26 protein-coding genes are annotated in these 25,812 nt (G+C 66.8%); 19 read left to right on the top strand and 7 right to left on the bottom strand.

The window, feature by feature from the left end; translation table 11 throughout:
• Positions 1 to 2 precede the first annotated feature (2 nt).
• Positions 3 to 617: a class I SAM-dependent methyltransferase gene (locus LOC57_RS14235; RefSeq protein WP_227927273.1), complete on the bottom strand. Its 615-nt coding sequence runs from the start codon at positions 615 to 617 to the stop codon at positions 3 to 5.
• Between the two features lie 192 nt (positions 618 to 809).
• Between LOC57_RS14235 and hflX the strand changes: the two genes are divergently transcribed.
• Both hflX and LOC57_RS14225 read left to right on the top strand, forming a co-directional pair.
• Positions 810 to 2,375: a GTPase HflX gene (gene hflX / locus LOC57_RS14230; RefSeq protein WP_442860734.1), complete on the top strand. Its 1,566-nt coding sequence runs from the start codon at positions 810 to 812 to the stop codon at positions 2,373 to 2,375.
• Positions 2,368 to 4,404: an ATP-dependent DNA helicase gene (locus LOC57_RS14225; RefSeq protein ID WP_227914024.1), complete on the top strand. Its 2,037-nt coding sequence runs from the start codon at positions 2,368 to 2,370 to the stop codon at positions 4,402 to 4,404. Before hflX ends, LOC57_RS14225 begins: the two co-directional genes overlap by 8 nt.
• 105 nt (positions 4,405 to 4,509) lie before the next feature.
• Here the strand turns inward: LOC57_RS14225 and lexA are convergent, their stop codons facing one another.
• A complete protein-coding gene (gene lexA / locus LOC57_RS14220) occupies positions 4,510 to 5,301 on the bottom strand; it encodes a transcriptional repressor LexA (protein ID WP_442860342.1) in 792 nt (263 codons plus the stop codon).
• A 435-nt stretch (positions 5,302 to 5,736) separates the two neighbouring features.
• On the opposite strand from lexA, the gene LOC57_RS14215 reads away from it, so the two are divergent.
• The 8 genes from LOC57_RS14215 (at position 5,737) to LOC57_RS14180 (ending at position 11,807) form a co-directional block, all read left to right on the top strand.
• Positions 5,737 to 6,123 carry a LysM peptidoglycan-binding domain-containing protein gene (locus LOC57_RS14215; RefSeq protein ID WP_227914025.1) on the top strand — a complete coding sequence of 129 codons (387 nt, stop codon included), beginning with the start codon at positions 5,737 to 5,739 and terminating at the stop codon, positions 6,121 to 6,123.
• A gap of 64 nt (positions 6,124 to 6,187) precedes the next feature.
• Complete coding sequence (locus LOC57_RS14210; RefSeq protein WP_229960534.1) at positions 6,188 to 7,288, top strand: histidinol-phosphate transaminase; 1,101 nt, start codon at positions 6,188 to 6,190, stop codon at positions 7,286 to 7,288.
• Positions 7,289 to 7,421: 133 nt separating this feature from the next.
• Positions 7,422 to 8,039, top strand: coding sequence for an imidazoleglycerol-phosphate dehydratase HisB (gene hisB / locus LOC57_RS14205; RefSeq protein WP_227914027.1), 618 nt, complete (start codon positions 7,422 to 7,424; stop codon positions 8,037 to 8,039).
• Positions 8,036 to 8,674, top strand: a complete 639-nt coding sequence (gene hisH, locus LOC57_RS14200; protein ID WP_227914028.1) for an imidazole glycerol phosphate synthase subunit HisH — start codon at positions 8,036 to 8,038, stop codon at positions 8,672 to 8,674. The genes hisB and hisH overlap by 4 nt, the downstream gene beginning before the upstream one ends.
• A 5-nt stretch (positions 8,675 to 8,679) precedes the next feature.
• On the top strand, positions 8,680 to 8,838 hold the full coding sequence (locus LOC57_RS14195; RefSeq protein ID WP_227914029.1) for a hypothetical protein: 159 nt from the start codon (positions 8,680 to 8,682) through the stop codon (positions 8,836 to 8,838).
• A gap of 23 nt (positions 8,839 to 8,861) precedes the next feature.
• Positions 8,862 to 9,611: a bifunctional 1-(5-phosphoribosyl)-5-((5-phosphoribosylamino)methylideneamino)imidazole-4-carboxamide isomerase/phosphoribosylanthranilate isomerase PriA gene (gene priA, locus LOC57_RS14190; RefSeq protein WP_227914030.1), complete on the top strand. Its 750-nt coding sequence runs from the start codon at positions 8,862 to 8,864 to the stop codon at positions 9,609 to 9,611.
• 2 nt (positions 9,612 to 9,613) lie between these two features.
• A complete protein-coding gene (locus tag LOC57_RS14185; protein ID WP_229960532.1) occupies positions 9,614 to 10,462 on the top strand; it encodes an SseB family protein in 849 nt (282 codons plus the stop codon).
• 34 nt (positions 10,463 to 10,496) lie between these two features.
• Positions 10,497 to 11,807 (top strand): MFS transporter, encoded by a 1,311-nt coding sequence (locus tag LOC57_RS14180; protein ID WP_227927268.1) that lies wholly within the window; start codon positions 10,497 to 10,499, stop codon positions 11,805 to 11,807.
• A gap of 70 nt (positions 11,808 to 11,877) precedes the next feature.
• On the opposite strand, the gene LOC57_RS14175 is transcribed toward LOC57_RS14180, so the two are convergent.
• Positions 11,878 to 12,306 carry a DUF1844 domain-containing protein gene (locus tag LOC57_RS14175; protein ID WP_227914033.1) on the bottom strand — a complete coding sequence of 143 codons (429 nt, stop codon included), beginning with the start codon at positions 12,304 to 12,306 and terminating at the stop codon, positions 11,878 to 11,880.
• Positions 12,307 to 12,692: 386 nt separating this feature from the next.
• Here LOC57_RS14175 and infC point away from each other — a divergent pair, with 386 nt between their 5' ends.
• From infC to LOC57_RS14155, 4 genes are all read left to right on the top strand, one after another.
• A complete protein-coding gene (gene infC, locus LOC57_RS14170) occupies positions 12,693 to 13,694 on the top strand; it encodes a translation initiation factor IF-3 (RefSeq protein WP_229960529.1) in 1,002 nt (333 codons plus the stop codon).
• Between the two features lie 108 nt (positions 13,695 to 13,802).
• On the top strand, positions 13,803 to 13,997 hold the full coding sequence (gene rpmI / locus LOC57_RS14165) for a 50S ribosomal protein L35 (RefSeq protein WP_146363238.1): 195 nt from the start codon (positions 13,803 to 13,805) through the stop codon (positions 13,995 to 13,997).
• A 121-nt stretch (positions 13,998 to 14,118) separates the two neighbouring features.
• Positions 14,119 to 14,769 (top strand): 50S ribosomal protein L20, sunset domain variant, encoded by a 651-nt coding sequence (gene rplT, locus LOC57_RS14160; protein ID WP_227914034.1) that lies wholly within the window; start codon positions 14,119 to 14,121, stop codon positions 14,767 to 14,769.
• 22 nt (positions 14,770 to 14,791) lie between these two features.
• Positions 14,792 to 15,700, top strand: coding sequence for a TrmH family RNA methyltransferase (locus LOC57_RS14155; protein ID WP_229960528.1), 909 nt, complete (start codon positions 14,792 to 14,794; stop codon positions 15,698 to 15,700).
• 41 nt (positions 15,701 to 15,741) lie between these two features.
• Here the strand turns inward: LOC57_RS14155 and LOC57_RS14150 are convergent, their stop codons facing one another.
• Positions 15,742 to 16,668, bottom strand: coding sequence for an NAD-dependent epimerase/dehydratase family protein (locus tag LOC57_RS14150; RefSeq protein ID WP_229960526.1), 927 nt, complete (start codon positions 16,666 to 16,668; stop codon positions 15,742 to 15,744).
• A 129-nt stretch (positions 16,669 to 16,797) separates the two neighbouring features.
• Here LOC57_RS14150 and LOC57_RS14145 point away from each other — a divergent pair, with 129 nt between their 5' ends.
• Both LOC57_RS14145 and LOC57_RS14140 read left to right on the top strand, forming a co-directional pair.
• Entirely contained in the window at positions 16,798 to 17,478 is a 681-nt protein-coding gene (locus LOC57_RS14145; RefSeq protein WP_227914037.1) for a TetR/AcrR family transcriptional regulator, read from the top strand.
• A 103-nt stretch (positions 17,479 to 17,581) separates the two neighbouring features.
• Positions 17,582 to 18,523 (top strand): cation diffusion facilitator family transporter, encoded by a 942-nt coding sequence (locus LOC57_RS14140; protein ID WP_227914038.1) that lies wholly within the window; start codon positions 17,582 to 17,584, stop codon positions 18,521 to 18,523.
• On the opposite strand, the gene LOC57_RS14135 is transcribed toward LOC57_RS14140, so the two are convergent.
• A complete protein-coding gene (locus LOC57_RS14135) occupies positions 18,462 to 19,685 on the bottom strand; it encodes an MFS transporter (RefSeq protein ID WP_227914069.1) in 1,224 nt (407 codons plus the stop codon). The genes LOC57_RS14140 and LOC57_RS14135 overlap by 62 nt on opposite strands.
• A 302-nt stretch (positions 19,686 to 19,987) precedes the next feature.
• Here LOC57_RS14135 and LOC57_RS14130 point away from each other — a divergent pair, with 302 nt between their 5' ends.
• Positions 19,988 to 20,419 (top strand): (deoxy)nucleoside triphosphate pyrophosphohydrolase, encoded by a 432-nt coding sequence (locus LOC57_RS14130; RefSeq protein ID WP_331460680.1) that lies wholly within the window; start codon positions 19,988 to 19,990, stop codon positions 20,417 to 20,419.
• A gap of 4 nt (positions 20,420 to 20,423) precedes the next feature.
• Here the strand turns inward: LOC57_RS14130 and LOC57_RS14125 are convergent, their stop codons facing one another.
• On the bottom strand, positions 20,424 to 21,497 hold the full coding sequence (locus LOC57_RS14125; protein ID WP_229960524.1) for an Rv2578c family radical SAM protein: 1,074 nt from the start codon (positions 21,495 to 21,497) through the stop codon (positions 20,424 to 20,426).
• A gap of 32 nt (positions 21,498 to 21,529) precedes the next feature.
• Entirely contained in the window at positions 21,530 to 22,015 is a 486-nt protein-coding gene (locus LOC57_RS14120; protein ID WP_229960522.1) for a hypothetical protein, read from the bottom strand.
• A 117-nt stretch (positions 22,016 to 22,132) separates the two neighbouring features.
• Here LOC57_RS14120 and pheS point away from each other — a divergent pair, with 117 nt between their 5' ends.
• Positions 22,133 to 23,230 carry a phenylalanine--tRNA ligase subunit alpha gene (gene pheS / locus LOC57_RS14115; protein WP_227927261.1) on the top strand — a complete coding sequence of 366 codons (1,098 nt, stop codon included), beginning with the start codon at positions 22,133 to 22,135 and terminating at the stop codon, positions 23,228 to 23,230.
• Positions 23,231 to 25,768, top strand: a complete 2,538-nt coding sequence (pheT, locus tag LOC57_RS14110) for a phenylalanine--tRNA ligase subunit beta (RefSeq protein WP_229960519.1) — start codon at positions 23,231 to 23,233, stop codon at positions 25,766 to 25,768.
• Positions 25,769 to 25,812 lie beyond the last annotated feature (44 nt).

The raw sequence follows: 25,812 nt of genomic DNA, 5'->3' as shown, positions 1-25,812 counted from the left end.
GGCTAGGAGTGCGCCCGTTCCACCTTCAGGATCCGGAAGGACTTGGCGGTGCTGTGGCGGGACACCGCAAAGCCGGCGGGCAGTTCTCCGGCCAGCCAGCGCTGCAGCGAATCCGATCCGAGGTTCTTCTGGACCACCAGCCACGCGGTGCCGCCCGGAGCCAAGCGCGGCAGCCAGAGCAGCAGCAGGGCGTGCAGTTCATCCTTGCCGATGCGGATGGGCGGGTTGGACCAGATGGCGTCAAAGCGCAGCTCCGGATCCACGTCCTCGGGCCGGGCAGCACTAACGTTGGCGCATCCCAGCGAAGCGGCGTTGTCGCGGGTCAGGGCAAGGGAGCGCTCGTTGACGTCCACGGCGTAAACCTGTGCGGCGGGGGACTTCAGCGCCAGGGTGAGGGCCACCGGGCCCCAACCGCAGCCGATGTCCAGAAGATTACCGGTTGCGGGCGGGGCGGGAACTTCGTCCAGCAGTACTGCGGTGCCCTTGTCGATGCCGTCCGGGCTGAAGATGCCGCCCGCGGTCTGGAGCGTCCGTTCGGAGCCGTTGAGCGTGACGCGCAGCGGCCGTCGGACCTCGGGTCCGGAAGGTGTGGAAGAGAAATAGTGGTCTGAACCCATAACAGTCCAGATTAGCCGGAACCCGGGCGCGGACAGGAATTTAAGCGGTGCCTGCGGGGTTGGAACAGGTGGAAGTCGGGACAGGAATCCATTGCGCAGACGGTCGGTCTCGCCGGAGAATGTCAGTTCACTGGCCTACCATGTTAAGTACGTTCTCATAAGGAGATTATGACCATCAACAACTCCCGTCCCATGGGTTCCGTCAACGGTGCCGGCTCCGCTTCGGAGCTCAGCGCTTCGGACATCCAAGGGGTCATCGACCGGATCCTTGCGAAGGACAGCGCAGTTGAAGCCAAAACGGTGGAGACCAAGCCGCTGACCCGCACCGGAGTCAACAACGGACGCGCCCAGGCGCTGTCCAACAACACTGAGCATTCCGTCCACGACGGCGAGCAGCAGGACCTCGAGGAGCGGCGCGCGCTGCGCCGCGTCGCCGGCCTGTCCACCGAACTCGAAGACGTCACCGAGGTTGAGTACCGCCAGCTGCGCCTGGAACGGGTTGTCCTCGCGGGACTGTGGAGCGAAGGCACCGCAGAAGATGCCGAAAACTCCCTGAAGGAACTGGCCGCGCTGGCGGAGACCGCCGGATCGGAAGTCCTGGACGGAATCATCCAGCGCCGCCTCAAGCCGGATCCCGGCACCTTCCTCGGCTCCGGCAAGGCCCAGGAACTGAAGGACATTGTCACGGCGACCGGCGCTGACACAGTGATCGTGGACAGCGAGCTCGCTCCGTCCCAGCGCCGCGGACTGGAAGACATTGTCAAGGTCAAGGTCATTGACCGTACGGCCCTGATCCTGGACATCTTTGCCCAGCACGCCAAGTCCCGTGAAGGCAAGGCCCAGGTTGAGCTCGCGCAGCTGGAATACCTCCTCCCGCGCCTGCGCGGCTGGGGTGAATCCATGTCCCGCCAGGCCGGCGGCCAGGTGGGCAGCGCCAGCGCGGGCATGGGCTCGCGCGGTCCCGGTGAAACCAAGATCGAGCTGGACCGCCGGAAGATCCGCACCCGCATGGCCAAGCTGCGCCGCGAAATTGCGGGCATGAAGCCGGCGCGTGAGACCAAGCGTGCCAACCGGCAGCGCAACGCCGTGCCCTCGGTAGCCATTGCCGGCTATACAAATGCCGGCAAATCCTCCCTGCTGAACCGGCTCACCGACGCCGGCGTGCTGGTGGAGAACGCCCTGTTCGCCACCTTGGATCCCACCATCCGCAAGGCACAGACGGAAGACGGGATCGGTTACACGCTGGCGGACACCGTCGGCTTTGTCCGTTCCCTGCCCACGCAGCTAGTGGAGGCCTTCCGCTCCACACTGGAAGAAGTAGCGGACGCAGACCTGATCCTGCACGTAGTTGATGCCTCGCACCCGGACCCGGAAGGCCAGATTGCGGCCGTCCGCACCGTCCTTGCCGAGGTGGACGCCCGCAAGGTGCCTGAGATCATTGTGCTGAACAAGGCCGACGCCGCGGATCCGTTTGTCCTGGAACGGCTGCGCCAGCGCGAAAGCCGGTATGTGGTGGTTTCGGCCCGCACGGGCGAAGGCATCCCGGAGCTGCTCCAGGCGATCTCCGAAGGCATTCCGCGCCCGGGAGTGGAGCTGGAACTGCTGGTGCCGTATGAGCGCGGCGAGATTGTGTCCCGGCTCCACCAGCAGGACGCAGAGATCCTGTCCACGGACCATGTGGAGACCGGTACCCGGCTGCACGTGAAGGTCCGTGAAGGGCTCGCTGCAGAGCTGGAGCCGTTCGTAACCCATGGGTAGGAAGACGCAGCAGGTGCCGGAGCAGGTACTGGAGCTGCTGGACACGGCGGTCACGTCCATGGGCGGACAGAACCGGCCGGGCCAGCACGAGATGGCCCGGCAGGTGGCCGAGGCGATCGAGTCCGGCGAGCACCTGCTGGTCCAGGCCGGCACCGGCACCGGCAAGTCATTGGCGTACCTGGTTCCGCTGATTGCCCATGCCCTCGACAGCGACAAGCCTGCCCTGGTCTCCACGGCCACCCTGGCCCTGCAGTCCCAGATTGTGGGCCGGGACTTGCCGCGCCTGCTGAAGACCCTGGCGCCCAAGCTGCCCCGGGAAGTGGATGTCGCCCTGCTCAAGGGCCGCAGCAACTACGTCTGCGTCCACAAGACCGGCGGCGGGTTCCCCGAGGAAGACGAGGCGGGAACGCTGTTTATGCACGAGCAGGCGGTGTCCCACCCAGCGCCCGCCGGGGGACCCACCTCGGCACTGGGGCGCGACGTCGTCCGCCTGCAGGAGTGGGCACAGGAAACAGAAACCGGGGACCGCGACGAACTGCTGCCAGGTGTCAGCGACCGGGCCTGGCGCCAAGTCTCCGTGACCTCCATGGAGTGCCTCGGGGCGCAGAAGTGTCCCGTGGCGGAACTGTGCTTCAGCGAGCAGGCCCGGGCCAAAGCGGCCGTGGCGGACCTTGTCATCACCAACCACGCCATGCTGGCCATCGCCGCCTTTGAGGGTCTGGCCGTGCTGCCCGATTACGACGTGGTGGTCATTGACGAGGCCCACGAGCTGCAGGACCGCGTCACCGGCGCCGTCACCGGACAGCTGTCCGGGACCGTTATCTCCGCAGCCGTGTCCGCAGCCCGCAAACACACTTCCGCCGCCCTGGAGCCGCTGGCCGCTGCCGGCCGCGCGTTCGACCAGGTCTTCGCACCGGTCCCGTCCGGTCTGCTGGCCGCGGGACTGTCCGAGGACCAGGAGATGGTCCTGGGGCACGTACGCGACTCGGCCCGCACAGCGCTGTCAGACTCCAAGCCCGACGGCGAGAACGTGGACGGCGGGCGCCAGATGGCCCGTTCCCGGCTCATGGCCGTGCAGGAAATGTGCGACCGCATTCTTGATGCCGGCAACTCCGGTGAAGTGGTCTGGGCATCGCGCCCCAGCACGTTCTCTCCCGGCGCCGGATACACGGCGCCCGAAGAAGACTCACCGCCCACCATCAACGTGGCCCCACTGTCGGTGGCCGGCCGGCTGCGCGAAGGGCTCTTCGACGGTCACACCGTGGTCCTGACCTCCGCCACCCTCGCCATCGGAGCAGAATTCGGTCCGGTGGCCGGCGCCCTGGGACTCCTGGGCAGCGGTGCCCCGAAATGGAACGGCACCGACGTCGGCAGTCCCTTTGACTACCCCCGGCAGGGTGTCCTCTACGTAGCCAAGGACCTGCCTAAACCGGGGCGGGGGACATCCCCGGAGCAACTGGACGAGATTGAGGCGCTGATCAAGGCCTCCGGCGGCGGCGCACTGGGTCTGTTCTCTTCCCGGCGTGCAGCCGAGGAAGCGGCTGATGCCCTGCGCACACGGGTGGACTTCCCGATCCTGTGCCAGGGCGAGTCCACCATGTCCGCATTGGTACAGCAGTTCGCCGATGACGACGCGACCTGCCTCTTCGGAACCATGTCCCTGTGGCAGGGCGTGGATGTCCCTGGTGCCTCGTGCCGGCTGGTCATCATGGACCGGATTCCGTTCCCGCGTCCCGATGATCCGCTGATGACGGCCCGCACCCGTGCGGTGGCCAAGGCCGGCGGCAACGGCTTTATGAGTGTTTCGGCAACCCACGCCGCCGTCCGGCTGGCGCAGGGCGCTGGCCGGCTGATCCGGGCCTCCGGTGATAAGGGGGTGGTGGCCGTCCTGGACTCCCGGCTCGCCACCGCCCGTTACGGCAGCTTCCTGAGGGCTGCCCTGCCCCCGTTCTGGTCCACCACGGACCGCGGCGTGGTGCTGCAGGCCCTTGAACGCCTTTCAGCTCAGCCCGCAGGCACCCGGACCTAGGCCGGGCCCCGTCCAGGGGGAAGCGCGAGGCAGGAACGCAGCAGCGCCGTCGGCAGGGAGCCGGCGGCGCTGTACTTATGGGCGCTGTTTTTGGTGCGTGCGGCCCTAGAGAGAACGCATGACCGATACGACCTTGCCCATGATGGTGGCTTCGTCGCCGAGGATGGGCTCATAGCGGGTGTTCTGCGGCAGCAGCCAGGTGTGGCCGTTGCGCTGGCGGAAGGTCTTGACCGTCGCTTCGTCCTCCAGCAGTGCGGCAACAATATCGCCGTTCTCTGCCGTGGGCTGGCGCCGCACCACCACCCAGTCTCCGTCGCAAATGGCAGCGTCCACCATCGAGTCGCCGGACACGCGGAGCATAAACAGGTCGCCGTGGCCAACAAGCTGGCGCGGCAGGGGAATGACTTCCTCCACCTGCTGATCCGCCAGGATGGGCCCGCCGGCCGCAATGCGTCCCACGAGCGGAACCATGGCCGTGTCGATCGCGGTGGTGAGGTCGGAGACATGTGAGCTGCCGGCGCCGGATGCTGCCCCCGCCGTGGACCCTGAGCCGGTTTCCGCCGCTGAACCGTCCGGCGAACCGGATGCGCTGCGGCGGGTTGAAGGCGCGTCGCGAAGCAGCAGGGGGACCAGGATTTCCATGGCCCGGGGCCGTTTAGGATCCCGGCGGATGTACCCCAGCTTTTCCAGCTGGCTCAGCTGGTGGGTAACGCTCGAGAGGCTGGCCAGACCGACGATGTCTCCGATTTCCCGCATAGAGGGCGGGTAGCCGTTGGTACTGACCGAGCGCTGGATGGTCTCGAGGATCTTAGTCTGCCGGGCGGTGAGGCCCTTGGTGCGCACTGCCGGAGCGGGCGCGGCAGGGGCGGGGGTGCTGCCATTGGTAACACGGGCCACGTCGGCTTCCCTTCACGGTAGGCCCGCGGATGCGGACCCGATGGCTTCTTCTTTATGTGCCGGCCGTGCCTGCGGTGCTGGCCGTACCGTTTTGTCGCTTTTCCCGGTTTCCCGGGCGTCCCGGTTTCCCGGTTTTCTCAGTTTTGTCAGTGCCGGGTGATTAGTTGGTATCACCGCTTTCCCGACAGGTTCAACGCTAAGGGAGCGCGGCAAGTTTTTCAAACATATATTCGAGCGAGTCTCGACAATGTTCGTAGATAAGTGCTAGAAATGTTCGAGTACAACTTAGAACGTATGTTCGAGTATGGTCCTGTGACACCTCGCAGGATCCAGCAGATGTTCGAATGCAGTTTCTAAGCCCCGCGCAATACCCGGTCCTGCCGGGGATTGTCCGGACGGCGCGGGAGCTGCTCATCGGACCGGAAAGGTATTGACATGTCAGTACACGTACTTCCCAACGCTTCGGTGCGTCCCAGTGCCCCGGCCGGCGCCTCCGCTGCCGCGCGCAGCCAGGCACCGCTGCGCCTCACCCGCCGCGGACGGCTCGTCCTGGTGGGCGCACCCCTGATGTTCTCCACCGCTGCACTTCTGGTCTTTGCGGGTTTCTTCACCGCCCCTGCCATGGCCACCGGGAACTCACCGGAAACTACACGCACCCTGCAGGTATCCGTTTCCACCGGCGACTCACTGTGGTCCCTCGCCACCGAATACGCACCGGAGCGGGATCCCCGGGACGTCGTTGCGGACATCGTGGAACTGAACAACCTGGAAAACGCCACGGTCCCGGCCGGCCGGCAGCTCTACATCCCCGTCGCCTCCTAGCCCGGAACTTCATACCGGGACACCGGATTCCGCGCCGGGTGCCGCAGCGCCTTAAGCTGTACGGGTGAGTGAACAGCTGGAAAACCTGAACCGACTTCCCCTGCGGGAAGACCTCCGCGGCCTGAGCCCGTACGGAGCTCCGCAGCTGGATGTGCCGATCCTGCTGAACGTCAATGAAAACACCCACGGGCTGCCCCGGCATGTAAGGGAAGCGATCGTTACCGAGGTCCAGGCGGCAGTTGCCGGACTGAACCGGTACCCGGACCGCGAGTTCACCCAGCTGCGGGAAAACCTGGCGAACTATCTCGGCCACGGTCTCACCGCTGAAAACATCTGGGCCGGCAACGGCTCCAACGAAGTCCTGCAGCAGATTATGCAGGCCTTCGGGGGCCCCGGCCGGAAGGCCATGAGCTTCCCGCCCACCTACTCCATGTACCCGCTGCTCGCCAGCGGCACGGGAACCGCCTATGTCACCGGCACAAGGGAAGCCGACTTCACCCTGGACCCGCAGTCCGTGGCGGAGCAGGTCCGGGCACAGGCGCCTACCATCATCATTCTCTGCACCCCGAACAACCCCACCGGCACCGCCCTGGGACTGGACGCCATCGAGGCGGCCTACGATGCCGGCGCCGCCTCCAACGCAGTTGTCGTGGTGGACGAGGCCTACGCGGAGTTCTCCCACACGGAAACCCCCAGCGCCCTGCAGCTGCTGCCCGGACGCGAGCGGCTGATCGTCTCCCGGACCATGTCCAAGGCTTTCGCCCTGGCCGGGGCCCGGATCGGCTACCTGGCCGCGGCGCCGCAGATCGCCGACGCCCTGCGCCTGGTCCGGCTGCCGTACCACCTCTCCGCCATTACCCAGGCCACGGCCAACGCAGCCCTGACGCACGCCGATGCCCTCCTGTCCAACGTTGAGGACATCAAGGCCCAGCGCGACAGGATCGTCCGGGAACTCACCATTATGGGACTGGCCCCGGCGCCGTCGGACGCCAACTTTGTCCTGTTCGGCGGGATGGAGAACCCGCGGGCCGTCTGGGAAGGGCTGCTGGAAGCCGGTGTCCTGGTCCGTGACATCGGCATTGAGGGGCACCTGCGGGTTACCGCCGGTACTGAAGCGGAAACCACGGCGTTCCTGACCCGGCTGCAGGAACTGCTCGCCGCCTGAGCCGCCCGTCCGGCGGTGCATCCACCTCCCGGCTCCCGGTTCCAGTTCCGGGTGTTGCCCGCTTCGGGACTAAACTGATGACCTGCCGGGGCTTTGCCTATTGCTTCGGCTCCAACCTTCGCGAAGGAACCTCATGACTGTGGAGACCGCCACCGGACGCACCGCCCGCCTTGAGCGGACCACCAGCGAATCGTCCGTCGTCGTCGAACTTGATCTGGACGGCACGGGCCGCGCGGATATCAGCACCTCGGTGCCGTTCTACGACCACATGCTGACCGCGCTGGCCAAGCACTCACTGATGGACCTCACCGTCCGGGCCACGGGGGACACCCACATCGATGTCCACCACACGGTAGAGGACATCGCCATCAGCATCGGCGAGGCGCTGAAGACCGCGCTCGGCACCAAGGCCGGCATCCGCCGTTTCGGCGAAGCCACCGTTCCGCTGGACGAAGCACTGGCGCAGGCGGTCGTCGATATCTCCGGCCGCCCCTACCTGGTGCACTCCGGGGAGCCCGCGGGGCAGGAATACCACCTGATCGGCGGGCATTTCACCGGATCCCTGACGCGGCATGTCTTCGAAGCGATCACGCTCCACGCGCAGATCTGCCTGCACATGCGCGTGCTGTCCGGACGGGATCCGCACCACATTGTCGAGGCCCAGTTCAAGGCCTTCGCCCGCGCCCTGCGCGCAGCGGTTGAATCCGATCCGCGCGTTGAGGGCATCCCCTCCACGAAGGGAGCACTGTGAGTCCCCGCAACGTCACCGTCCTGGACTACGGTTCCGGCAACATCCGCTCCGCCGTGCGCGCCCTTGAGCACGCCGGCGCCAACGTCACGCTTAGCGCCAAGCCGGATGACGTCCTGAACGCCGACGGGCTCGTGGTCCCCGGCGTCGGCGCGTTCGCCGCCGTGATGCAGGGCCTCAAGGACGTGGATGCCCTCCGCATGATCGGCCGCCGCGTGGCCGGCGGCCGCCCGGTGCTGGGTATCTGCGTAGGCCTGCAGGTGCTCTTTGATGAGGGCGTGGAGCACGGGGTCCGGACCAAGGGGATGGGCGAGTGGCCCGGCGTGGTTGAACGGCTCGCGGCCGACGTCGTGCCGCACATGGGCTGGAACACCGTAAAGCCCCCGGCGGGTTCGGCCCTCTTCGACGGTATCGAGGACGAGCGGTTCTACTTCGTGCACAGCTACGGCGTGCAGAAGTGGGACTTCGACGTCACCCAGCCGGCCATGCGCCCGCCCCAGGTCACCTGGGCGGACCACGGCGGCCCGTTTATTGCCGCGGTGGAGAACGGTGCGTTGTCGGCTACCCAGTTCCACCCGGAGAAGTCCGGCGACGCCGGCGCAGCACTGCTGAACAACTGGCTGAAGACGCTGGGCTGAGCGCTATGTGGAGCATTCTTCTGATGGGCCTGGCCGGTCTCCTCATTGGCGGCGCGGTGTCTTTCCGCAGCCAGGGCATGTCCAAAATCATTGTCATCAGCTTCTGGGTCCTGGCCGGAATGGCCCTGCTGGGCGCCTACCTGCTGACCCTCGACCTTTCCTGACCCCACCACCGAAAGCACAAGAGATGCCCTTCAGCGAAACACCCGTCCTAGAACTGCTGCCCGCCGTGGATGTGGCCGACGGACAGGCCGTGCGCCTGGTCCAGGGTGAAGCCGGCAGCGAGACCAGCTACGGCGATCCGCTGGAGGCGGCCCTGGCCTGGCAGAACGACGGCGCCGAGTGGGTCCACCTGGTGGACCTGGACGCCGCGTTTGGCCGCGGCTCGAACCTTGACCTGCTCAGCCGCGTGGTGAAGTCCCTCGATATCAAAGTGGAGCTTTCCGGCGGCATCCGTGACGACGAGTCGCTGGACAAGGCGTTGGAGCTCGGCGCAGAACGCGTGAACCTGGGCACTGCGGCACTGGAGAACCCGGAATGGACCGCCAGCGCGATTGCCCGCTACGGGCAGGCAATCGCCGTGGGCCTGGACGTGCGCGGAACCACCCTGGCGGCCCGCGGCTGGACCAAGGAGGGCGGCGACCTGTGGGAGGTGCTCGCCCGGCTCGAAGAGGCCGGTTGCCCCCGCTACGTAGTCACCGATGTCACCAAGGACGGCACCCTGCGCGGACCGAACGTGGACCTGCTGCGGGAAGTGCTCAAACGCACCGACCGTCCGGTGGTGGCTTCCGGCGGAATTTCCAGCCTGGACGACCTCGCCGCCCTGCGCGAGCTGGTTCCGCTGGGGCTGGAAGGAACCATTGTGGGCAAGGCCCTCTATGCCGGCGCCTTCACGCTGCCCCAGGCCTTCGACGTCGCCGGACACCCGGCCCGCTGACCATGGCATCGCGCGAACTCCCGGGCCACATTGCCGCCGCCCTGGCAGGAGCCGGCGGTCCCGCGGACTCAGCCGGCCGGTCCTGGTCCGGACGGGACCTGACCGGCGACGGGAATCCGCTGCATAACTTTGACAGCGACGACGGTCGGGCCGACGCCGGCTACGTCGCCGCCGTCGCGCGCCTCGTTGCCGGGACCGGCAGCGAATCGGAGGTTGTGGCCGCCCTGGCCACCGCCCGCGTGTTCGTGCCCATCGTCGCCGTGCTGGGGGAGGAAGCCGAATCCAACCACGGCCTGACTGCCGACAAACAGGCGGACATGGCGCTCGTGTCGCTGACGGCGCCGGACGGGCGGAAGGCGCTGCCGGTGTTCACCTCGGTGGACGCCCTGGAAAAGTGGCATCCGGAAGCACGGCCCGTGGCCGTTTACACACCACGCGCCGCACTGTCCGCCGTTTCCGAGGACGCGCAGCTGCTGGTCATCGATCCCGGCGCCGATTTCACTTTTGTGGTGCGCCGGCCGGCCATGTGGGCGCTGGCCCAGCAGCGGGAATGGGTGCCCTCCTACGCCGACGCGGAACTGGTGGACTTTGCCCGGGCCGCCGCGGAAGCGGACCCGCGGATCCTGGGCATTACCCTCCAGCAGGGCCAGGGCACCGCGTCACGTACAGCCGCCGGTGAGCCGGTGGGCGGGGGAGGCGCCGGTCCTGAGCTTACAATGGTCGTTCAGCTTGCGCCCGGACTTGGTCCGCAGGACGTCTCTGCCCTGATGGCAGTCCTGCAGGAGCGCCTGACTGCCAACCCCGAGTTTGTTGAGCGTGTGGATTCACTGGATCTGTTGACCACGCGCTGACCCGTCAGGCGTAGCCCGCCAGAAGAGAACCGCCGTGAATTTTGGCCTGTACCGCGAGATGCTGCGGATTGCCCCCATCCGCCGACTTTTGCTGGTGGGAATGGTGGCGAGGTTCCCGCATTCCGCCGCAGGCGTGCTGCTGACGCTGCACGTGGTGAACACCATGGACAAGGGCTACGCGGCAGCCGGCGCGGTGGCCGCGGTGGTGACCATCGGCATTGCCGTGGGTGCGCCGTGGCGCGGGCGACGCGTGGATACCGTGGGGCTGCGCCGGGCGCTGATCCCGTCAGTGATCGCCGAGGCAACCATCTGGAGCATCGCGCCGCACGCCAGTTTCGAATGGCTGCTGGTACTCGCGCTGATCGGCGGCGTCTTTACCCTGCCGGTCTTCAGCGTGGTGCGGCAGTCCCTGGGCGTGCTGGCCACCGGCGAGCAGCGGCGCACAGCCTTCGCCCTGGATTCAATTGCCACCGAGCTCGTCTTTATGGTGGGTCCTGCCCTCGGAGCCGTCATCGCCACACAGATCTCCTCCGTGGTGGGCCTCACCGCGGTAGGTCTGTCCGCTGCGGTATCCGGACTCCTGCTCATCTGGTTCAACCCGCCAACGCGGACTGCCGAACCGAAGGACGCCGTGACCGCCGTCGACGAGCAGGAGGCCGCGGCCTCCGCCGTCATCAACGTCGCACCCGCAAATGTGCAGGACGCTCCCATGGAGCTCACCGGAGCCGGCCTCCCCGGCGGACCGCAGAACCTCCTGACCCGGCTGGGCAGGGGACTGGCCGGCAACTTCGGCTGGCTAACCGCCAGTGTGGCCGTGGTGTTCGCCGTCGCCGTGGGTGCCGGGCTGCTGCTCTCCAGCACCGACGTCGGGATTGTGGCCCTCGTGGAAGCCGGCGGCAACCCGTCCGAGGTCGGCATTGTGTTTGTGGCCTGGTGCGCTGCCTCGGCCGTGGGCGGCGTCGTGTACGGCGCCATGAACAAGCGGATTTCACCCATGGTGCTCCTGCTGGCCATGGCGGTGCTGACCATGCCGATGGGGTTGGCGACCGGCACCCTCAGCCTCGCATTGCTCTCCATTCCGGCCGGGTTGCTCTGCGCGCCCGTGCTGTCCTCGGCATCCGAACGGGTCGCGGACCTGGTGTCCGAGGACCGTCGAGGGGAAGCCATGGGCTGGTACGGTTCGGCGATGACCGCCGGAACCGCACTGGGCGCCCCGGTGGCCGGACTGGCCATCGACGTGATCGGTCCGTGGGCCGGTTTCCTGATGGCGGGCGGCGCGGCCGGGGTGCTTGTCCTGGTGACGCTCTCGGTTCGCCGGCTCGTTCGCCGGCCGGCCGCCCTCTAGCGAAGACAAAAAGACCCGGAGCGCCTGCCGCAGGGGCAGGCGCTCCGGGTCTGTAGCGGTAGCCGGGCCTCTAGCTGACGGGGCCGGTGAACTTCTCGCCCGGACCCTTGCCGGGGGCGTCCTGAATGACGGATGCTTCCCGGAAAGCCAGCTGCAGCGAACGCAGGCCGTCGCGCAACGGCCCGGCGTGCTGGCTGCCGATCTCGGGGGCTGCGGCGGTAACGAAGCCGGCCAGGGCGGTGATCAGCTTGCGTGCTTCGTCCAGGTCCTTCAGCTCTTCGGCGTCGTCGCCTTCAGCCAGGCCGCACTTAACGGCGGCGGCGCTCATCAGGTGGACGGCAGCGGTGGTGATGACCTCGATGGCCGGCACCTCGGCAATGTCGCGCATCTGCTCGGCGACTTCCTGCTGCGCTGCAGCGGCGGATTCGGTCTCTGCGGGTGTTCCCGGGAAGGAGTGGCGGGTTGCCTCGCCTGCCGGATTGCTCTGTGGGGTACTCATACTGGTAAGCTTGTCACAGACCGACTGGTTGTCGTTACTTTCAATGCCCCTTGCGGGCAGGATGAAAATCACACTTTCCTCCTGAAGGCGGCGTCACCGGTATGCAAGCGGAGACCCCTCCCACCCGCGTCAGCCTGACTGCCATTGTGGCGGCAGAGTTGCCGGGTTCAGGTCGGCCCCGGCGGGCCAGCAGCACGAATATTCCGCGCCTGCCAGCACTGCCGGGAGCTAACTGCCTACGGGCAGTTGATGCCGACCCCTCACGGGCCTTCGATTGCGCTTGCAATTGGAGGCCTTCTTCATTTGCAGGCGGTAGCCGTTTTGAAGAACACAGGAGCTGCAACATTAGCGAGCCAAGAATCAATGATCGAATCCGCGTCCCTGAGGTGCGGCTGGTAGGTCCGGCAGGTGAGCAGGTAGGAGTTGTCCGTATTGAGGACGCGCTTCGACTGGCTGCTGAGTCGGACCTGGATCTTGTTGAGGTAGCACCGCAGGCGAAGCCGCCGGTGTGCAAACTAATGGACTTCGGCAAGTACAAGTACGAAGCCGCCGTCAAGGCACGTGAAGCACGGAAGAACCAGACGAACACCGTTCTGAAGGAAATCCGCTTCCGCCTGAAGATCGACACCCACGACTACGAGACCAAGCGCGGCCACGCCATGCGCTTCCTCGCCGCCGGGGACAAGGTCAAGGCCATGATCCAGTTCCGCGGCCGTGAGCAGCAGCGTCCTGAAATGGGTATGCGGCTGCTGAACAAGTTCGCTGAGGATGTAGCCGAGGTGGGTGTGGTTGAGTCCACGCCGCGCATCGACGGCCGCAACATGGTGATGGTCATCGGTCCGCTGAAGAACAAGGCTGAGGCCAAGGCCGAAGCCCGCCGCGCAACGCAGCGGGCAGATGCCAAGGCTGCTAACGAGGCGATCAAGAACGGCGAGGCACCTGCTCGGGTGGATACCTCGGCGGACAAGGCTCCCATGACGCAGAGCCTGGCGGATCTGCTGCCGGACGGCCTGCGTTTGGGTTCCTCCGCTGCCGAAGCCGATAAGGCCCGTGCAGAGCAGGAACAGGCAGAGAAGGAACAGGCCGCAAAGCGGGCCAAGGCTGCGGCTGCTGAAAAGGCCGCAACCGAAGCACGCCGTGTGGCTGCAGCCAGCAAGCCGGCCGCTGCGCCTGCCGCACCGGCTCAGCCTGCCAAGCCTGCCGAGGCAGCCGCACCGGCCGCAGCACCGAAGCCGGTGTCTGCACCCAAGCCGGCCGCGGTTCCGAAGCCGACTGCTGCACCCAAGCCCGCTGCCCGGCCCAAGCCGGCCGCGGCACCGAAGCCTGCCGGCAAGCCGTCCACCCCTCGGGGAACGTCCGGCCAGCCCAAGCCCGGAACCGCAGAGTAGTTCCACTGCACTGCGACGCCCCGGCGTCCAGTAACAATGCCCTGGCACCCAACGGGTGCCTGAAGCCCCGCGGGCCTGCCCGCGGAAACCTAAAGGAGATCGGTAGACATGCCGAAGATGAAGACCCACAGTGGCGCCAAGAAGCGCTTCAAGCTGACCGGTACCGGCAAGCTCAAGCGCCAGCAGGCTAACCGCCGCCACTACCTGGAGCACAAGCCCTCCACGCTGACGCGCCGCCTGGCCAACGACAAGCTCGTGGCACCGGCAGACGCCAAGGTCATCAAGAAGATGCTGGGCATCTAACTAATTCCCTGATGGCCGTCCCGTCCGGGCCGGTCTCACCCATCAAAGCTTTCCCCGCTCCTGGGCCTTCCAGGCGCAGTGACTTACCAAGTCGGGGAGATTTACCAAAAGGAGTACGCACGTGGCACGTGTGAAGCGGGCGCTTAACGCCCACAAGAAGCGTCGGGTTATTCTCGAGCGCGCCAAGGGTTACCGCGGACAGCGTTCGCGCCTGGTCCGTAAGGCCAAAGAGCAGCTGCTGCACTCGTTTGTGTACAGCTACGGTGACCGCCGCAAGCGCAAGGGCGATTTCCGCCGCCTCTGGATCCAGCGCATCAACGCTGCTTCCCGCGCCAACGGCCTGACCTACAACCGCCTGATCCAGGGCCTCAAGCTGGCCGAGATCCAGGTTGACCGCCGCATGCTGGCCGAACTGGCCGTCAACGACGCCGCTGCGTTCGCCGCACTGGTCCAGATCGCCAAGGATGCCCTGCCGTCCGACACCTCCGCTCCGGCTGTCCAGGCTGCTCCGGCCGCCAAGGCTGCTCCCGTTGCTGACACCAAGCCGGCTGCTGCCGTTGCCACCGCCAAGGGTGGCTTCAAGGCTTCCGAGGGCGACGCCCCCGAAGGTTTCGTTATCAAGGGCAACCTGGGCTCGGGCAAGTACCACGTGCCCGGTTCCACCTGGTACGAGCAGACTGTTGCTGAGTACTGGTTCGATTCCGTTGAAGCAGCCAAGGCTGCCGGTCTGGAACCCGCTGGCGGAGAATCCCGCCAGAAGTTCCAGGGCTAAGGGAATCGGTCTCTAAAAGACGATGAACCTTGAAGGGCGCCCGCAGGCACCGCTGATGTCCAACCCCCGAGCTGATCGGGTCCGTGATGTTGCGAGACTTGCCGGGCGCTCTTCGCGCTTAAAATCCGGCCGTTTCCTGGCCGAGGGGCCGCAGGCCGTCCGGGAGGCGCTGAGCGCACACCGAGCGGCCGCGGCCAACGGCGGCTCCGCCGTCGTGCACGAGGTTTATGCCACCCAGGCGTGCCTGGACCGGCTGCCCGAGCTGGCTGATCTGGCCCGCGGCCTGACGTTGCGCCTGGCCACCGACGAAGTCCTGGCTGCTATGGCAGACACCGTGTCCCCGCAGGGCGTCGTCGCCGTCTGCAACATGTCCACAGCGCGCCTCCAGGATGTCCTGGCCGGCGGAGCAAAACTGGTGGCCGTCCTGTGCGAGGTCCGGGACCCCGGCAACGCCGGGACCGTGCTGCGCGCCGCTGATTCCGCCGGCGCCGACGCGGTGGTGCTGACCGCTTCCAGCGTGGACATCTACAACCCCAAAGCCGTTCGCTCCACGGCAGGGTCCTTGTTCCACCTGCCGGTGGTCACCGGAGCCGACTTCGGCGCCGTCATCGAGGCCCTGGGCACAGCCGGAGTGACGGTCCTCGCGGCCGACGGCTACGGCAGCGTGAACCTCGACCGCCTGCAGGACCTCAGTGCGGTGCGCAGGCTTGCTCCTGCCGCTGACCGCCACAACGACGACGCCGGCCTGCCGCAGCTGGAGGCTCCTACCGCCTGGCTGTTCGGCAACGAGGCCCAGGGGCTTTCCGACGCCGAACTTGCCGCCGCCCACCACCGTGTGGCGGTCCCTCTGTACGGCAGCGCCGAGAGCCTGAACGTGGGCACAGCGGCGACTGTTTGCCTGTACGCCTCCGCCCGCGCCCAGAACCGGTAGGACCGGCTGCCGCCGTCGCTGCCGCAGCGCACACCCCGCAGTTAGCGGATCTTCAACCCCGCCGAATTGCGCAGCGTCGACTCCAACGCAACGTCAAAGGGCGTAGCCCGAACGCCCAGGGCTGCTTCGGTCCGGGCGGAATCTGCAGTGAACGACGACGTGAACTGATAGGACGAAGCACTGATCTCCCGTACTTCGGGCAGGAACTTCCCGCCGATTCGGAACAGCGCGGCGGGATAGGTGCGTACCCTGCCCGCGGAACCCAGCAGTTCGTTGACCCGGCGCGCAATGGTGAGCCGGTCCAGGTGCGAGGAATGCGGAACATGCCAGGCGGTCCCGGACGCGCCGTCAGCTGACGCAGCGGCCAGCGTTGCCGCGATGTCCGGCAGATAAGCCCAGCTATGCGCCAGCGACGGATTCCCCACTACCCAGGCAGTTTTCGAAGCCGCCAGCGGCTTGAGGAAACGCGGACCCAGATGGGCGTTGGCACCGGCGCCCGGCCCGAAGTAGTCGCTGGCCCGCACCTCCGTTGCCTGGATGCGTCCTGCCGTATGCGCCGCCAGCAGTTCCTCCCACATGCGCCGGCGCACTTCACCCTTCCGGTCGGCCGGATTCAGCGGACTGTCTTCCCGCATGGGCATGTGCGCGCGGCCGTAAGCGTAGAGGTTTCCCATCAGGACGACCCGGGCGCCGGTGGCCTCCGCCGCGGAAATGACGGCCGCAGTGATGGGTGGCCACTCGCGCTCCCAGGCTGGGTAAGGCGGATTGCTGCAAACGTACAGCGCTTCCACGCCGCGCGCTGCCCGCGTGAGGGCTTCGGCGTCCGACGCCTGCAGGCGCACGGCCTCGGTGCCTGGCACCTCGGTTCCGGAACGGGTGCCCACCAGGACGCGCTGGTCCCGTTCGGTGAGATGGGCGGCCAAGGCCCGGCCGACGGCGCCAGCGCCAATGATGAGTGATACCGCCATGTTTCGTCCTTTTCCAGTCTGTTGGTCAGTGCGTGTTGCTTACCGGCTCGACGCTAGACCGCCATGCAGTCAAAAACAAGAGCACTGCTCACAATTGTGTGCACTGATTACTTGAGGCAGGATGAGTGGATGACGAGTTCCACTTCGCCCCAATCGGGGGAGGGGCCCCGGGCCATGGCCCGGCGGCTGCATACCGCCCGTATCCTCGACGCCGCTGAACAACAGCTGGCCGAGGGCGGTCCGGCAAATCTTTCCCTCCGGGCCATCGCCCGCGGCCAGGGGATGGCTTCGTCTGCCATCTACCGTTACTTCGCCAGCGCAGACGAACTGCTCACAGCGCTTATCCTTCGCGCCTATTCGGACCTGGGCGACGCCGCCGAACGCGCTGCATCGAATGCGGCGCCAGGCGAGAAGGGGTTTATGGCCGTCTGCCACGCAGTGCGGGACTGGGCACTGGCCCAACCCCACCGATATGCGCTGATCTACGGCTCACCGGTTCCGGATTACCACGCGCCCGAATCCACGGTGGAACAGGCCGCCCGGGTGCCGGTGGCGCTCCTGCGGCTGCTGCCGCCGGCAAGCGGCCAAGCCGGAGCCAACGGGCTCGACCTGCTGGATCCGGGACTCGTTGCCCTGGCCGAGGGCATCGGAGCCGACCCCCGGCAGCTGCCTGCCGGGGTAGCCGTCTGGAGCCAGCTCTTCGGGCTGGTCAACTTTGAGCTGTTTGGCCACTTCCGCAATGTGGTCGCGGCACAAAGGTCCTTTTTTGATGACACCCTGCGGGCGGCCTACCTCCGGATGAACGGCTGACTGCCGGCCTGCGGCACGTACGGCCCCTGCGGCGGATGTAGCGTATTGGTAACGGCCGCTTTCGGCGAGCCGGTCCACTACACCAAAGAGAAACGGGTTTTACATGTCTGCCAGCGGCGGTAATAAGGCGGTTGTCGCGGCACTGAGCGCCAATCTGGCCATCGCGGCCTTGAAGTTCATTGCTTTCGCCTTAACGCGCTCCTCATCGATGCTCGCTGAGGCCATCCACTCCGTTGCCGACTCAGGCAACCAGGTGCTGCTGCTTTTGGGCGGCAAACGGTCCAGGCGCCAGGCCAGCCCGGAGCACCCCTTCGGCTATGGCCGTGAGCGCTACATTTACGCTTTCATTGTTTCCATTGTCCTGTTCAGCGTCGGCGGACTCTTCGCGCTGTATGAGGCCTACCACAAGTACCAGGACCCGCACCCGATCGAGGGCCAGTGGTGGTGGGTGCCTCTTGCCGTGCTTGTGGGCGCCATGATCGCGGAGGGCTCCTCCCTCCGTACCGCAGTCCGCGAGTCCAACCACACCCGCGGCAAGCAGGGGTGGGTGCAGTTCGTTCGGACCGCCAAGGCCCCTGAACTGCCCGTTGTCCTGCTCGAGGATTTCGGGGCCCTGCTCGGCCTGCTCTTCGCCCTGTTCGGCGTCAGCATGACCCTCTTGACCGGAAACGGCGTTTGGGACGCCTTCGGCACCGCCATGATCGGCATCCTGCTGGTGGCCATTGCCGCTGTCCTGGCGGTGGAGACCAAGTCGCTGCTGCTCGGGGAATCCGCAACGCAGGCTGATGTGCGCCGGATCGAAGAGGCCATCCAGGCCGACCCCGACACCCGCATCATCCACCTCAAGACCATGCACCTGGGTCCGGAGGAGCTGCTGGTAGCGGCGAAGATCGCCATCCCCAAGTGCGAGACCGGACAGGAGATTGCCGACGGCATCAACGCTGCGGAGGAACGGATCCGTGCAGCGGTCCCGATCGCGCGCTCTATTTACCTGGAGCCGGATGTGTTTTCGGCGAAGAAGGCCGGCGATCCAGCACCCCGCTGATCAGGGCAACTGCCAAACCAAGCAGGGCGAGTACCGCTCCCACCACAGCGGGGGAGCGGTACCCCCAGCCCCAGGCAATGACGACGCCGCCCAGCAGGGCGCCCAGCGCGTTGGCAAGGTTCAACGCGGCATGGTTCAGCGACGAAGCCAGCGACTGCGCGCCGGGCGACACGTCCAGCAGCCGGGTCTGCAGCGGCGGGGTGAGCATGGAACCGATCAGGCCGACCAGGAACACCAGCACCATGGCGGTCGCGGCGTACTGCACCGCCCACGCGTAGGCGAGCAGGACCACTACCGTCCCGCCCAGGACCGCGTAAATGCTGCCCATGACGTTGATGTCCGCAATCCGTCCGCCGGCAACGTTGCCGATCACCTGTCCCACACCGTAGAGGCCGACGACGACGGGCAGGACGTTCTCCGATATGCCTGCTACTTCGGTCATAGTGGGTGCAATGTAGGTGTAAACGGCGAAGAACCCGCCGAACCCTACCGTTCCCACCAGCAGTGCCAGCCAGACCTGAACCCGTCCCAGCGCGCTCAGCTCCGATTTGATGCTGGCTTCCGCCAGGGCGGGCTGGTAGGGAACAAACCGTGCCACGAGTGCCACTGTCAGCAGTGCAAGCGCCCCCACGAGGACGAACATCCAACGCCAACCGGCCTGCTGGCCCAGCCAGGTGGCAAAAGGAACACCCACCACATTGGCGATGCTCAGCCCCAGCATCACCATGGAGATGGCCCACGCCCTGCGGGTAGGTGCCACCAAGGAGGCGGCAATGACCGCGGCCACACCAAAGAAGGCGCCGTGCGGCAGCCCGGACAGGAAGCGCGTGAACAGCAGCCAGGAATAGTCCGGGGCGAGGAAGGACGAGAGGTTGCTCAGGGCGAAGAACGCCATCAGCCCCATCACCAGCAGCTTCCGGGGCATGCGCGCGCCCAGGGCGGCGAGCACGGGGGCTCCGACAACGACGCCAAGCGCGTAGGCGGAAATCACGTGGCCGCCGGAGGGTACGGAAATGCCGAGGTCGTCGACCATTTCCTGGAGCAGGCCCATGATGCTGAATTCCGTGGTGCCGATGGCAAACCCGCCCACGGCCAGGGCAGTAATGGCCTTGGCAACAGTGGTGCGGCGGGAACCGGAGAAACGCTGGTTGGACAGTGGCATGGGCGCGGAGGTGCTGCGGGTCAAGGCTTCGCTTTCAAGTGGGGTGCGGCTGTGGAGTGCAGCTGCAGCGACGTGGTACAGCTGCGGATGCGGCGTTGCGGAGCAGCCGGCCCGGGGAAATGATCCGCACGGGCCGAAGGCCGGGACGGCATTGTCCCCTCCAGCCTAGTGCAGGGCCGAACCGCGCGGGGCCTGGAGGAAACGACCCGGAGTGCACATAGACTTTTCCCGTGGCCAACAAACCAGCGCAGGACCAGCAGACGGTTATCCCCGCAGTACAGGAACACCCGGATCAACACCAGGTGGGCCTCAAGCAGGTGGTGGGGGCGGCCGTGGTGGACCGCCTCGAATCGCCCTCCCTGCTGCTGGCAGCACGCCGCAGCGCTCCTGTCGCCCTTGCCGGACTGTGGGAATTCCCCGGCGGCAAGGTCGAACCCGGTGAAGGATGCACTGAAGCCCTGCACCGCGAGCTGGCGGAGGAGCTGGGTATCCGGGTTCGGCTGGGTGCGGAAGTCGAGGGGCCGCTGGTCCAGGGCTGGCAGCTCAACCGGAACGCTGCCATGCGGGTGTGGCTGGCCGAAGTTACGCACGGGTCCCCGGAGCCGTTGGAGGACCACGATGAGCTGCGGTGGGTGGAGCTGGAGCGCGGCGCGTTGAGCCGACTGGAGTGGATACCCGCCGACCTGCCGATCGTGGGTGCGCTGCTGGATGCAGTTGCCGCCCGGCAGGACTAGGTTCCTAGAACAGGGCGGCCTGGTCGGCGGCCGCTACACCTGCCGGGGCAGCCGGCGAGGCTTTCGCTGCCGCGGGCCGCAGGAACCGGGCTCCGCCGGTAAAGCCGTACTTGGCCTTAAAGAAGCGGATGCGTCCGGCCAGCCAGTCCCGGTATTCCTGGGACGCATAGGTTCCCTTCCCGTACAGGCGTTGGTACCGGGCGGTGAGGTCCGGGTAGTGGCGTGCCAGGAACTCCATGTACCACTCCCGCGCGCCGGGGCGCAGGTGCAGGGCTCCGGCGGTGACGCCGGTGGCTCCCGCCTCGGCGAGGGCCGAGAACAGTGCGTCCAGGGACTCATCGCCGTCCGTCAGCCACGGCAGGATGGGCATGGCCATGACCGAGCAGGGCAGTCCGGCGTCGCGGAGGCGCCGAATCAGGTCCAACCGGGCACGGGGCGTGGGTGTTCCGGGTTCGGCCACCTTGGCCAGTGCGGGGTCAACCAGTGCCAGCGAGATGCCCATGCCGATTTCCGTGGACGCAGAGGCTTCCTTGAGCAGCGGGATGTCGCGCGCCAGCAGGGTCCCCTTGGTCAGGATGGAGAAGGGGGTGCCGCTGTCCGCCAGGGCGCGGATAATTCCGGGCATCAGCTTGTAGCGGCCCTCGGCCCGCTGATAGGGGTCGGTGTTGGTGCCCATTGCCACGTGGTGGTGCTGCCAGGACGGGCGGGCAAGTTCCCGGCGCAGAACCTCTGCCGCATTGACCTTGACCACCAGCTGGCTGTCGAAATCGGCACCGCTGTCCAGATCCAGGTACGTGTGGGTCTTGCGGGCGAAACAATATACGCACCCGTGGCTGCAGCCCCGGTACGGGTTCACCGTCCACTCAAACGGCATGTTGGAGCCGCCGCCCACCTTGTTCAGCACCGATTTGGCGGCCACCTCATGGAAGGTCACGCCGGCGAAGTCGGGAGTGCGGACTGTGCGGACGAGTCCCTGCAGCGGGATCAGCGCATCGGCACGCGCCGGTAGGAGCTGCGGGGCGGGTTCCTCCGCCGGTGCTGTAGTTGGAGCGTTCAGTTCCTGGCCTTGCCACCTCATTCCCTCATTAGAACATACGTTCTAATGCCGGGCTACCCTTTGTGGCCCCGGATACCTTCCGGGCGGTAGCCGCCGTCATGAAGGCCTGCCAACCGTTCAAAGGGATTCGCCGACGCCGGATCGCCGGCTGCCGCGCGCGAGAGGACCGACGCGGCGGCATACAGGGGCAGGAAGAACGGGCCCAGCAGGGCATACTGCGTGCTGTGCCGCATCTCGTGGCGGAGCAGGGGGCTGTTGTCCGCGGTGATGCGCCGGGCCGTGGACCCGGGGTAGAGGATCACGTTGCCAACCGTGAAGGCGGCGGCTCGGGGAAGGGCAAGCGGATATCCTTCGGCGAGCAGTACTCCATTGGGCCCGGGCCGTACCCGGCAGCCGGTGAACCGGGCCAGGGCCAGACCGGCAGGCGTGGAGAGGTTCACGATATTGGCCCAGCGGCGAACCCGCAGCGCCCTGCTCCGCGGTCCGGTGCGGCGGGGACGAGCCGAATGCAGTCGAAAACGCGGCATAGATTCAGACACGGGACCTCCTCAATGGCACCCGGACCGGTTGCATGACGGCCCCCGCAGGGGGCGTCTACTAGACTTGCCATGATAAGCCAGAACCCAACTAGGGCCGGAAACAGGTAAGAACCGTACATGTCTAACTCCACACCGGGGACTGGTTCCCCAGACACCTCCCCTGAGGGCGCCCTGCCCGAGCCGCCGAATCCGCTGGATGAAGCCGCAATTGCTGCTGCCGTCGAGCAGGCGCTCGCCGCCATTGCCGCTGCCGCGGACCTCGACGGCCTGAAGGAAGTCCGTATTGCCGTCACCGGCGAAAAGTCTCCGCTCAGCCTCGCCAACCGGACCATCGGCAAGCTGCCCAAGGACCAGAAGGCGGCAGCCGGAAAGCTGGTAGGCCCGGCACGCGGCCGGATCAATGCGGCGCTCGCCGCCCGGACCGTTGAACTCGAAGCCGAGCGTGATGCGCGGATCCTTGTGGAAGAGGCCGTTGACGTCACGGCCGCCCCGCGCCGCCGCCGCATCGGCGGCCGCCACCCCATCTCCACGCTGCAGGACCGTGTGGCGGATGTGTTTGTGGGGATGGGCTGGGAGATCGCCGAAGGCCCCGAGGTGGAATCCGAGTGGTTCAACTTCGATGCCCTGAACTTCAAGCCGGACCACCCCGCACGCGAAATGCAGGACACCTTCTTCGTTGAGCCGCCGGAAGCCCACCTGGTGATGCGCACGCACACCTCGCCGGTCCAGGTCCGGTCCATGCTGGAACGCGACCTGCCGATCTACGTGCTGTGCCCGGGCAAGGTGTTCCGCACCGACGAGCTCGATGCCACGCACACCCCGGTCTTCCACCAGTTCGAGGGCCTGGCCATCGACAAGGGGCTGACCATGGCGGATCTGGTGGGCACCCTGGAGCACTTCACCCGTGTGCTGTTCGGCGACGAGGCGAAGGTTCGGTTGCGGCCGAACTACTTCCCCTTCACCGAGCCCAGCGCCGAGCTGGACATCTGGCACCCCGGTGCCAAGGGCGGCCCGCGCTGGATCGAGTGGGGCGGCTGCGGCATGGTCAACCCCAACGTGCTCCGCGCCGCCGGGATCGATCCCGAGGTCTACTCAGGTTTTGCCTTCGGCATGGGCATTGACCGTGCCCTCATGTTCCGCAACGAAGTTTCGGACATGCACGAAATGATCGAAGGCGACGTACGTTTCAGCGAACACTTCGGGATGGAGATCTAAGTGAGAATCCCACTTTCCTGGCTGCGCGAGTATGCCCAGGTTCCGGCGGACGCAACCGCCGAAGACATCATGGAAGACCTGGTGAAGGTTGGCCTGGAGGAAGAGGACGTCCACCGTCCCACCGACGAGCTGCAGGGTCCCATTGTGGTGGGCCAGGTGCTCAGTATGGAGCCCGAGCCCCAGAGCAACGGCAAGACCATTAACTGGTGCTCGGTCCGCGTGGTCCCCGAAGGCGCCGAACAGAGCCTGACCGGCAAGGGCATTGAGCCTACCGGTGTACAGGGCATCGTTTGCGGCGCGCACAACTTCAAGGTGGGGGACAAGGTTGTAGTCACCCTGCCCGGCGCCGTGCTGCCCGGAGACTTCAGGATCAGCCCGCGCAAGACCTACGGCCACGTTTCCGCCGGCATGATCGCCTCCGTGCGTGAACTGGGTATTGGTGATGACCACGACGGCATCCTGGTTCTTTCCACCCTGGGGCTTGATCCCGAGGTGGGCACCGACGCCATGGAGCTGCTGGGCCTGTATGACCAGGCCGCGGAAATCAACGTCACCCCGGACCGCGGCTACGTCTTCTCCATCCGCGGCGCCGCACGCGAATACGCGCACGCCACCGGCACCAAGTTCACCGACCCGGCCGCCGCCGTCGCCGTGCCCATCGCCGACGGCATGGGCTACCCCGTCCGCCTGCAGGATGAGGCGCCCATATATGGCAAGCCTGGCTGCGACCGGTTCGTGGCCCGTACTGTGCGCGGTGTGGATCCGTCCCGGCCCACCCCGCCGTGGATGTCCTCCCGCCTGCGCCTGGCCGGCATGCGCTCCATCTCCCTGGTGGTGGACATTTCCAACTACGTGATGCTCGAGCTCGGCCAGCCGCTGCACTTCTACGATCTGGATAAGCTCACCGGCGAAATCGTGGTCCGCCGCGCCGCCGACGGTGAAACCCTGAAGACCCTGGATGAGAAGGAGCGCCGGCTATCTCCGGAGGACCTGCTCATCACCGACGGCTCCGGTGCCATCGGCATTGCAGGTGTGATGGGCGGAGCGACCACGGAGGTGTCCGGCAGCACCCAGAACGTCCTGATCGAGGCTGCGCACTTCGAGGAAGTGAGCATTGCCCGCTCCCGCCGCCGTCATCGGCTGCCCTCCGAAGCGTCCAAGCGCTTCGAACGCGGCGTGGACTGGAACGTGGCCGACGTCGCCGCCCAGCGCGCGGTGGACCTGCTGGTGGAACTGGCAGGGGGCACCGCCGATGAGTCCATTACCGACGTCGGCGCCGCTCCGGCGCCGCGCCGCATCGAGCTGCCGGCGGACTTCCCGTCCCGCTTGATCGGACTGGACTTCACCGAATCCCAGATCACCGGCACGCTGGAAGACCTGGGCGCCTCCGTGGAGAAGACCGACGCCGGTTACCTGGTCACACCGCCGAGCTGGCGCCCCGACCTGGAGACCCGCGAGGACCTGACCGAGGAAATTATCCGGCTGGTCGGTTACGACAAGATTCCTTCCACCCTGCCCGTGGCCCCTCCCGGGCGGGGACTGACCCGGCTGCAACAGCAGCGCCGCCGGTTGATGCAGTCCCTGGCGGCCGCCGGGCTCACCGAAGTGCTGTCCTACCCGTTCGTCACCGAAGCGGACAACAACACCTTCGGTACGCCGGAGGGCGGTGTGCAGGCACTGAAGCTGGCCAACCCGCTCAGCGCCGAATACGGCTACCTGCGCACCTCGGTGCTGCCGGGCCTGTTCGAGGTGGCCAAGCGCAACATGTCGCGCGGCTTCCGCGACTTGGCCCTGTTTGAATCCGGCACGGTCTTCCTGCCGGGCGAACACCTGGGCACCAAGAGCATCCCGCCGCTGGGGGCCAAGCCGTCCGAAGAGGTCCTGGACGAGCTGTACGCCGGCATCCCCGACCAGCCGCTGCACGTGGGTGTCCTGCTCGCCGGACACGAGTCCGCCCCGGGCGCCGGCAACACGCCGCGCACCTGGGACTGGGCCGACGCCGTCGACTTCGCCCGGCTGATGGGCGATGTCCTGGGTGTGGAGCTGGTGGTGGAGCAGGGCAGCCACCAGGCCTTCCACCCCGGCCGCACCGCCCGCATTGCGCTGCGCAGCGGTGAAACCGTGGGCTACGCCGGCGAGCTGCACCCGAAGCTGCTCGCAGAGCGGGACATGCCGGCCCGGACGGTTGCTGCTGAGCTGGATGTCGACGCTCTCTTTGATGCCGCGCCGGACGTCATTGTGGCGCGGCCGATCTCCAGCTTCCCCATCTCCACGCAGGACGTGGCGCTTGTGGTGGCTGAGGATGTTCCCGCCGAGCACGTCCGCGAGGCCCTGCGTGAAGGTGCCGGCGAGCTGCTCGAAGACGTGGCGCTGTTCGACGTTTACGCCGGCTCCGGCATCGAGCCCGGGCATAAGTCGCTGGCGTTCGCACTGCGCTTCCGCGCTGCTGACCGGACGCTGACCGCCGATGAGGCCTCGGAGGCACGTGCTGCCGCCGTCGCCCTGGCGGCCGAACGCTTCGGCGCCGTCCAGCGCTAGCCGCAGCCGCACCGCCTAGAAGGGCCCCGCCGGAGCACTCCGGC

The sequence above is a fragment of the Arthrobacter sp. zg-Y750 genome, assembly GCF_020907365.1.
Taxonomy (GTDB): Bacteria; Actinomycetota; Actinomycetes; order Actinomycetales; family Micrococcaceae; genus Arthrobacter_B.
This window is presented reverse-complemented; position numbering and strand designations above follow the sequence as displayed.

Excerpts from the sequence above, each read along its gene's own strand:
- LOC57_RS14140 (WP_227914038.1), top strand. The coding sequence starts at position 17,582 with ATGTCTGCCAGCGGCGGTAATAAGGCGGTTGTCGCGGCACTGAGCGCC.
- hisB (WP_227914027.1), top strand. The coding sequence starts at position 7,422 with ATGACTGTGGAGACCGCCACCGGACGCACCGCCCGCCTTGAGCGGACC.
- priA (WP_227914030.1), top strand. The coding sequence starts at position 8,862 with ATGCCCTTCAGCGAAACACCCGTCCTAGAACTGCTGCCCGCCGTGGAT.
- hflX (WP_442860734.1), top strand. The coding sequence starts at position 810 with ATGGGTTCCGTCAACGGTGCCGGCTCCGCTTCGGAGCTCAGCGCTTCG.
- LOC57_RS14155 (WP_229960528.1), top strand. The coding sequence starts at position 14,792 with ATGAACCTTGAAGGGCGCCCGCAGGCACCGCTGATGTCCAACCCCCGA.
- LOC57_RS14215 (WP_227914025.1), top strand. The coding sequence starts at position 5,737 with ATGTCAGTACACGTACTTCCCAACGCTTCGGTGCGTCCCAGTGCCCCG.
- LOC57_RS14235 (WP_227927273.1), bottom strand. The coding sequence starts at position 617 with ATGGGTTCAGACCACTATTTCTCTTCCACACCTTCCGGACCCGAGGTC.
- LOC57_RS14225 (WP_227914024.1), top strand. The coding sequence starts at position 2,368 with ATGGGTAGGAAGACGCAGCAGGTGCCGGAGCAGGTACTGGAGCTGCTG.
- pheS (WP_227927261.1), top strand. The coding sequence starts at position 22,133 with ATGTCTAACTCCACACCGGGGACTGGTTCCCCAGACACCTCCCCTGAG.
- rpmI (WP_146363238.1), top strand. The coding sequence starts at position 13,803 with ATGCCGAAGATGAAGACCCACAGTGGCGCCAAGAAGCGCTTCAAGCTG.
- LOC57_RS14175 (WP_227914033.1), bottom strand. The coding sequence starts at position 12,306 with ATGAGTACCCCACAGAGCAATCCGGCAGGCGAGGCAACCCGCCACTCC.
- LOC57_RS14135 (WP_227914069.1), bottom strand. The coding sequence starts at position 19,685 with ATGCCACTGTCCAACCAGCGTTTCTCCGGTTCCCGCCGCACCACTGTT.
- LOC57_RS14125 (WP_229960524.1), bottom strand. The coding sequence starts at position 21,497 with ATGAGGTGGCAAGGCCAGGAACTGAACGCTCCAACTACAGCACCGGCG.
- LOC57_RS14145 (WP_227914037.1), top strand. The coding sequence starts at position 16,798 with ATGACGAGTTCCACTTCGCCCCAATCGGGGGAGGGGCCCCGGGCCATG.
- LOC57_RS14185 (WP_229960532.1), top strand. The coding sequence starts at position 9,614 with ATGGCATCGCGCGAACTCCCGGGCCACATTGCCGCCGCCCTGGCAGGA.
- LOC57_RS14150 (WP_229960526.1), bottom strand. The coding sequence starts at position 16,668 with ATGGCGGTATCACTCATCATTGGCGCTGGCGCCGTCGGCCGGGCCTTG.
- LOC57_RS14195 (WP_227914029.1), top strand. The coding sequence starts at position 8,680 with ATGTGGAGCATTCTTCTGATGGGCCTGGCCGGTCTCCTCATTGGCGGC.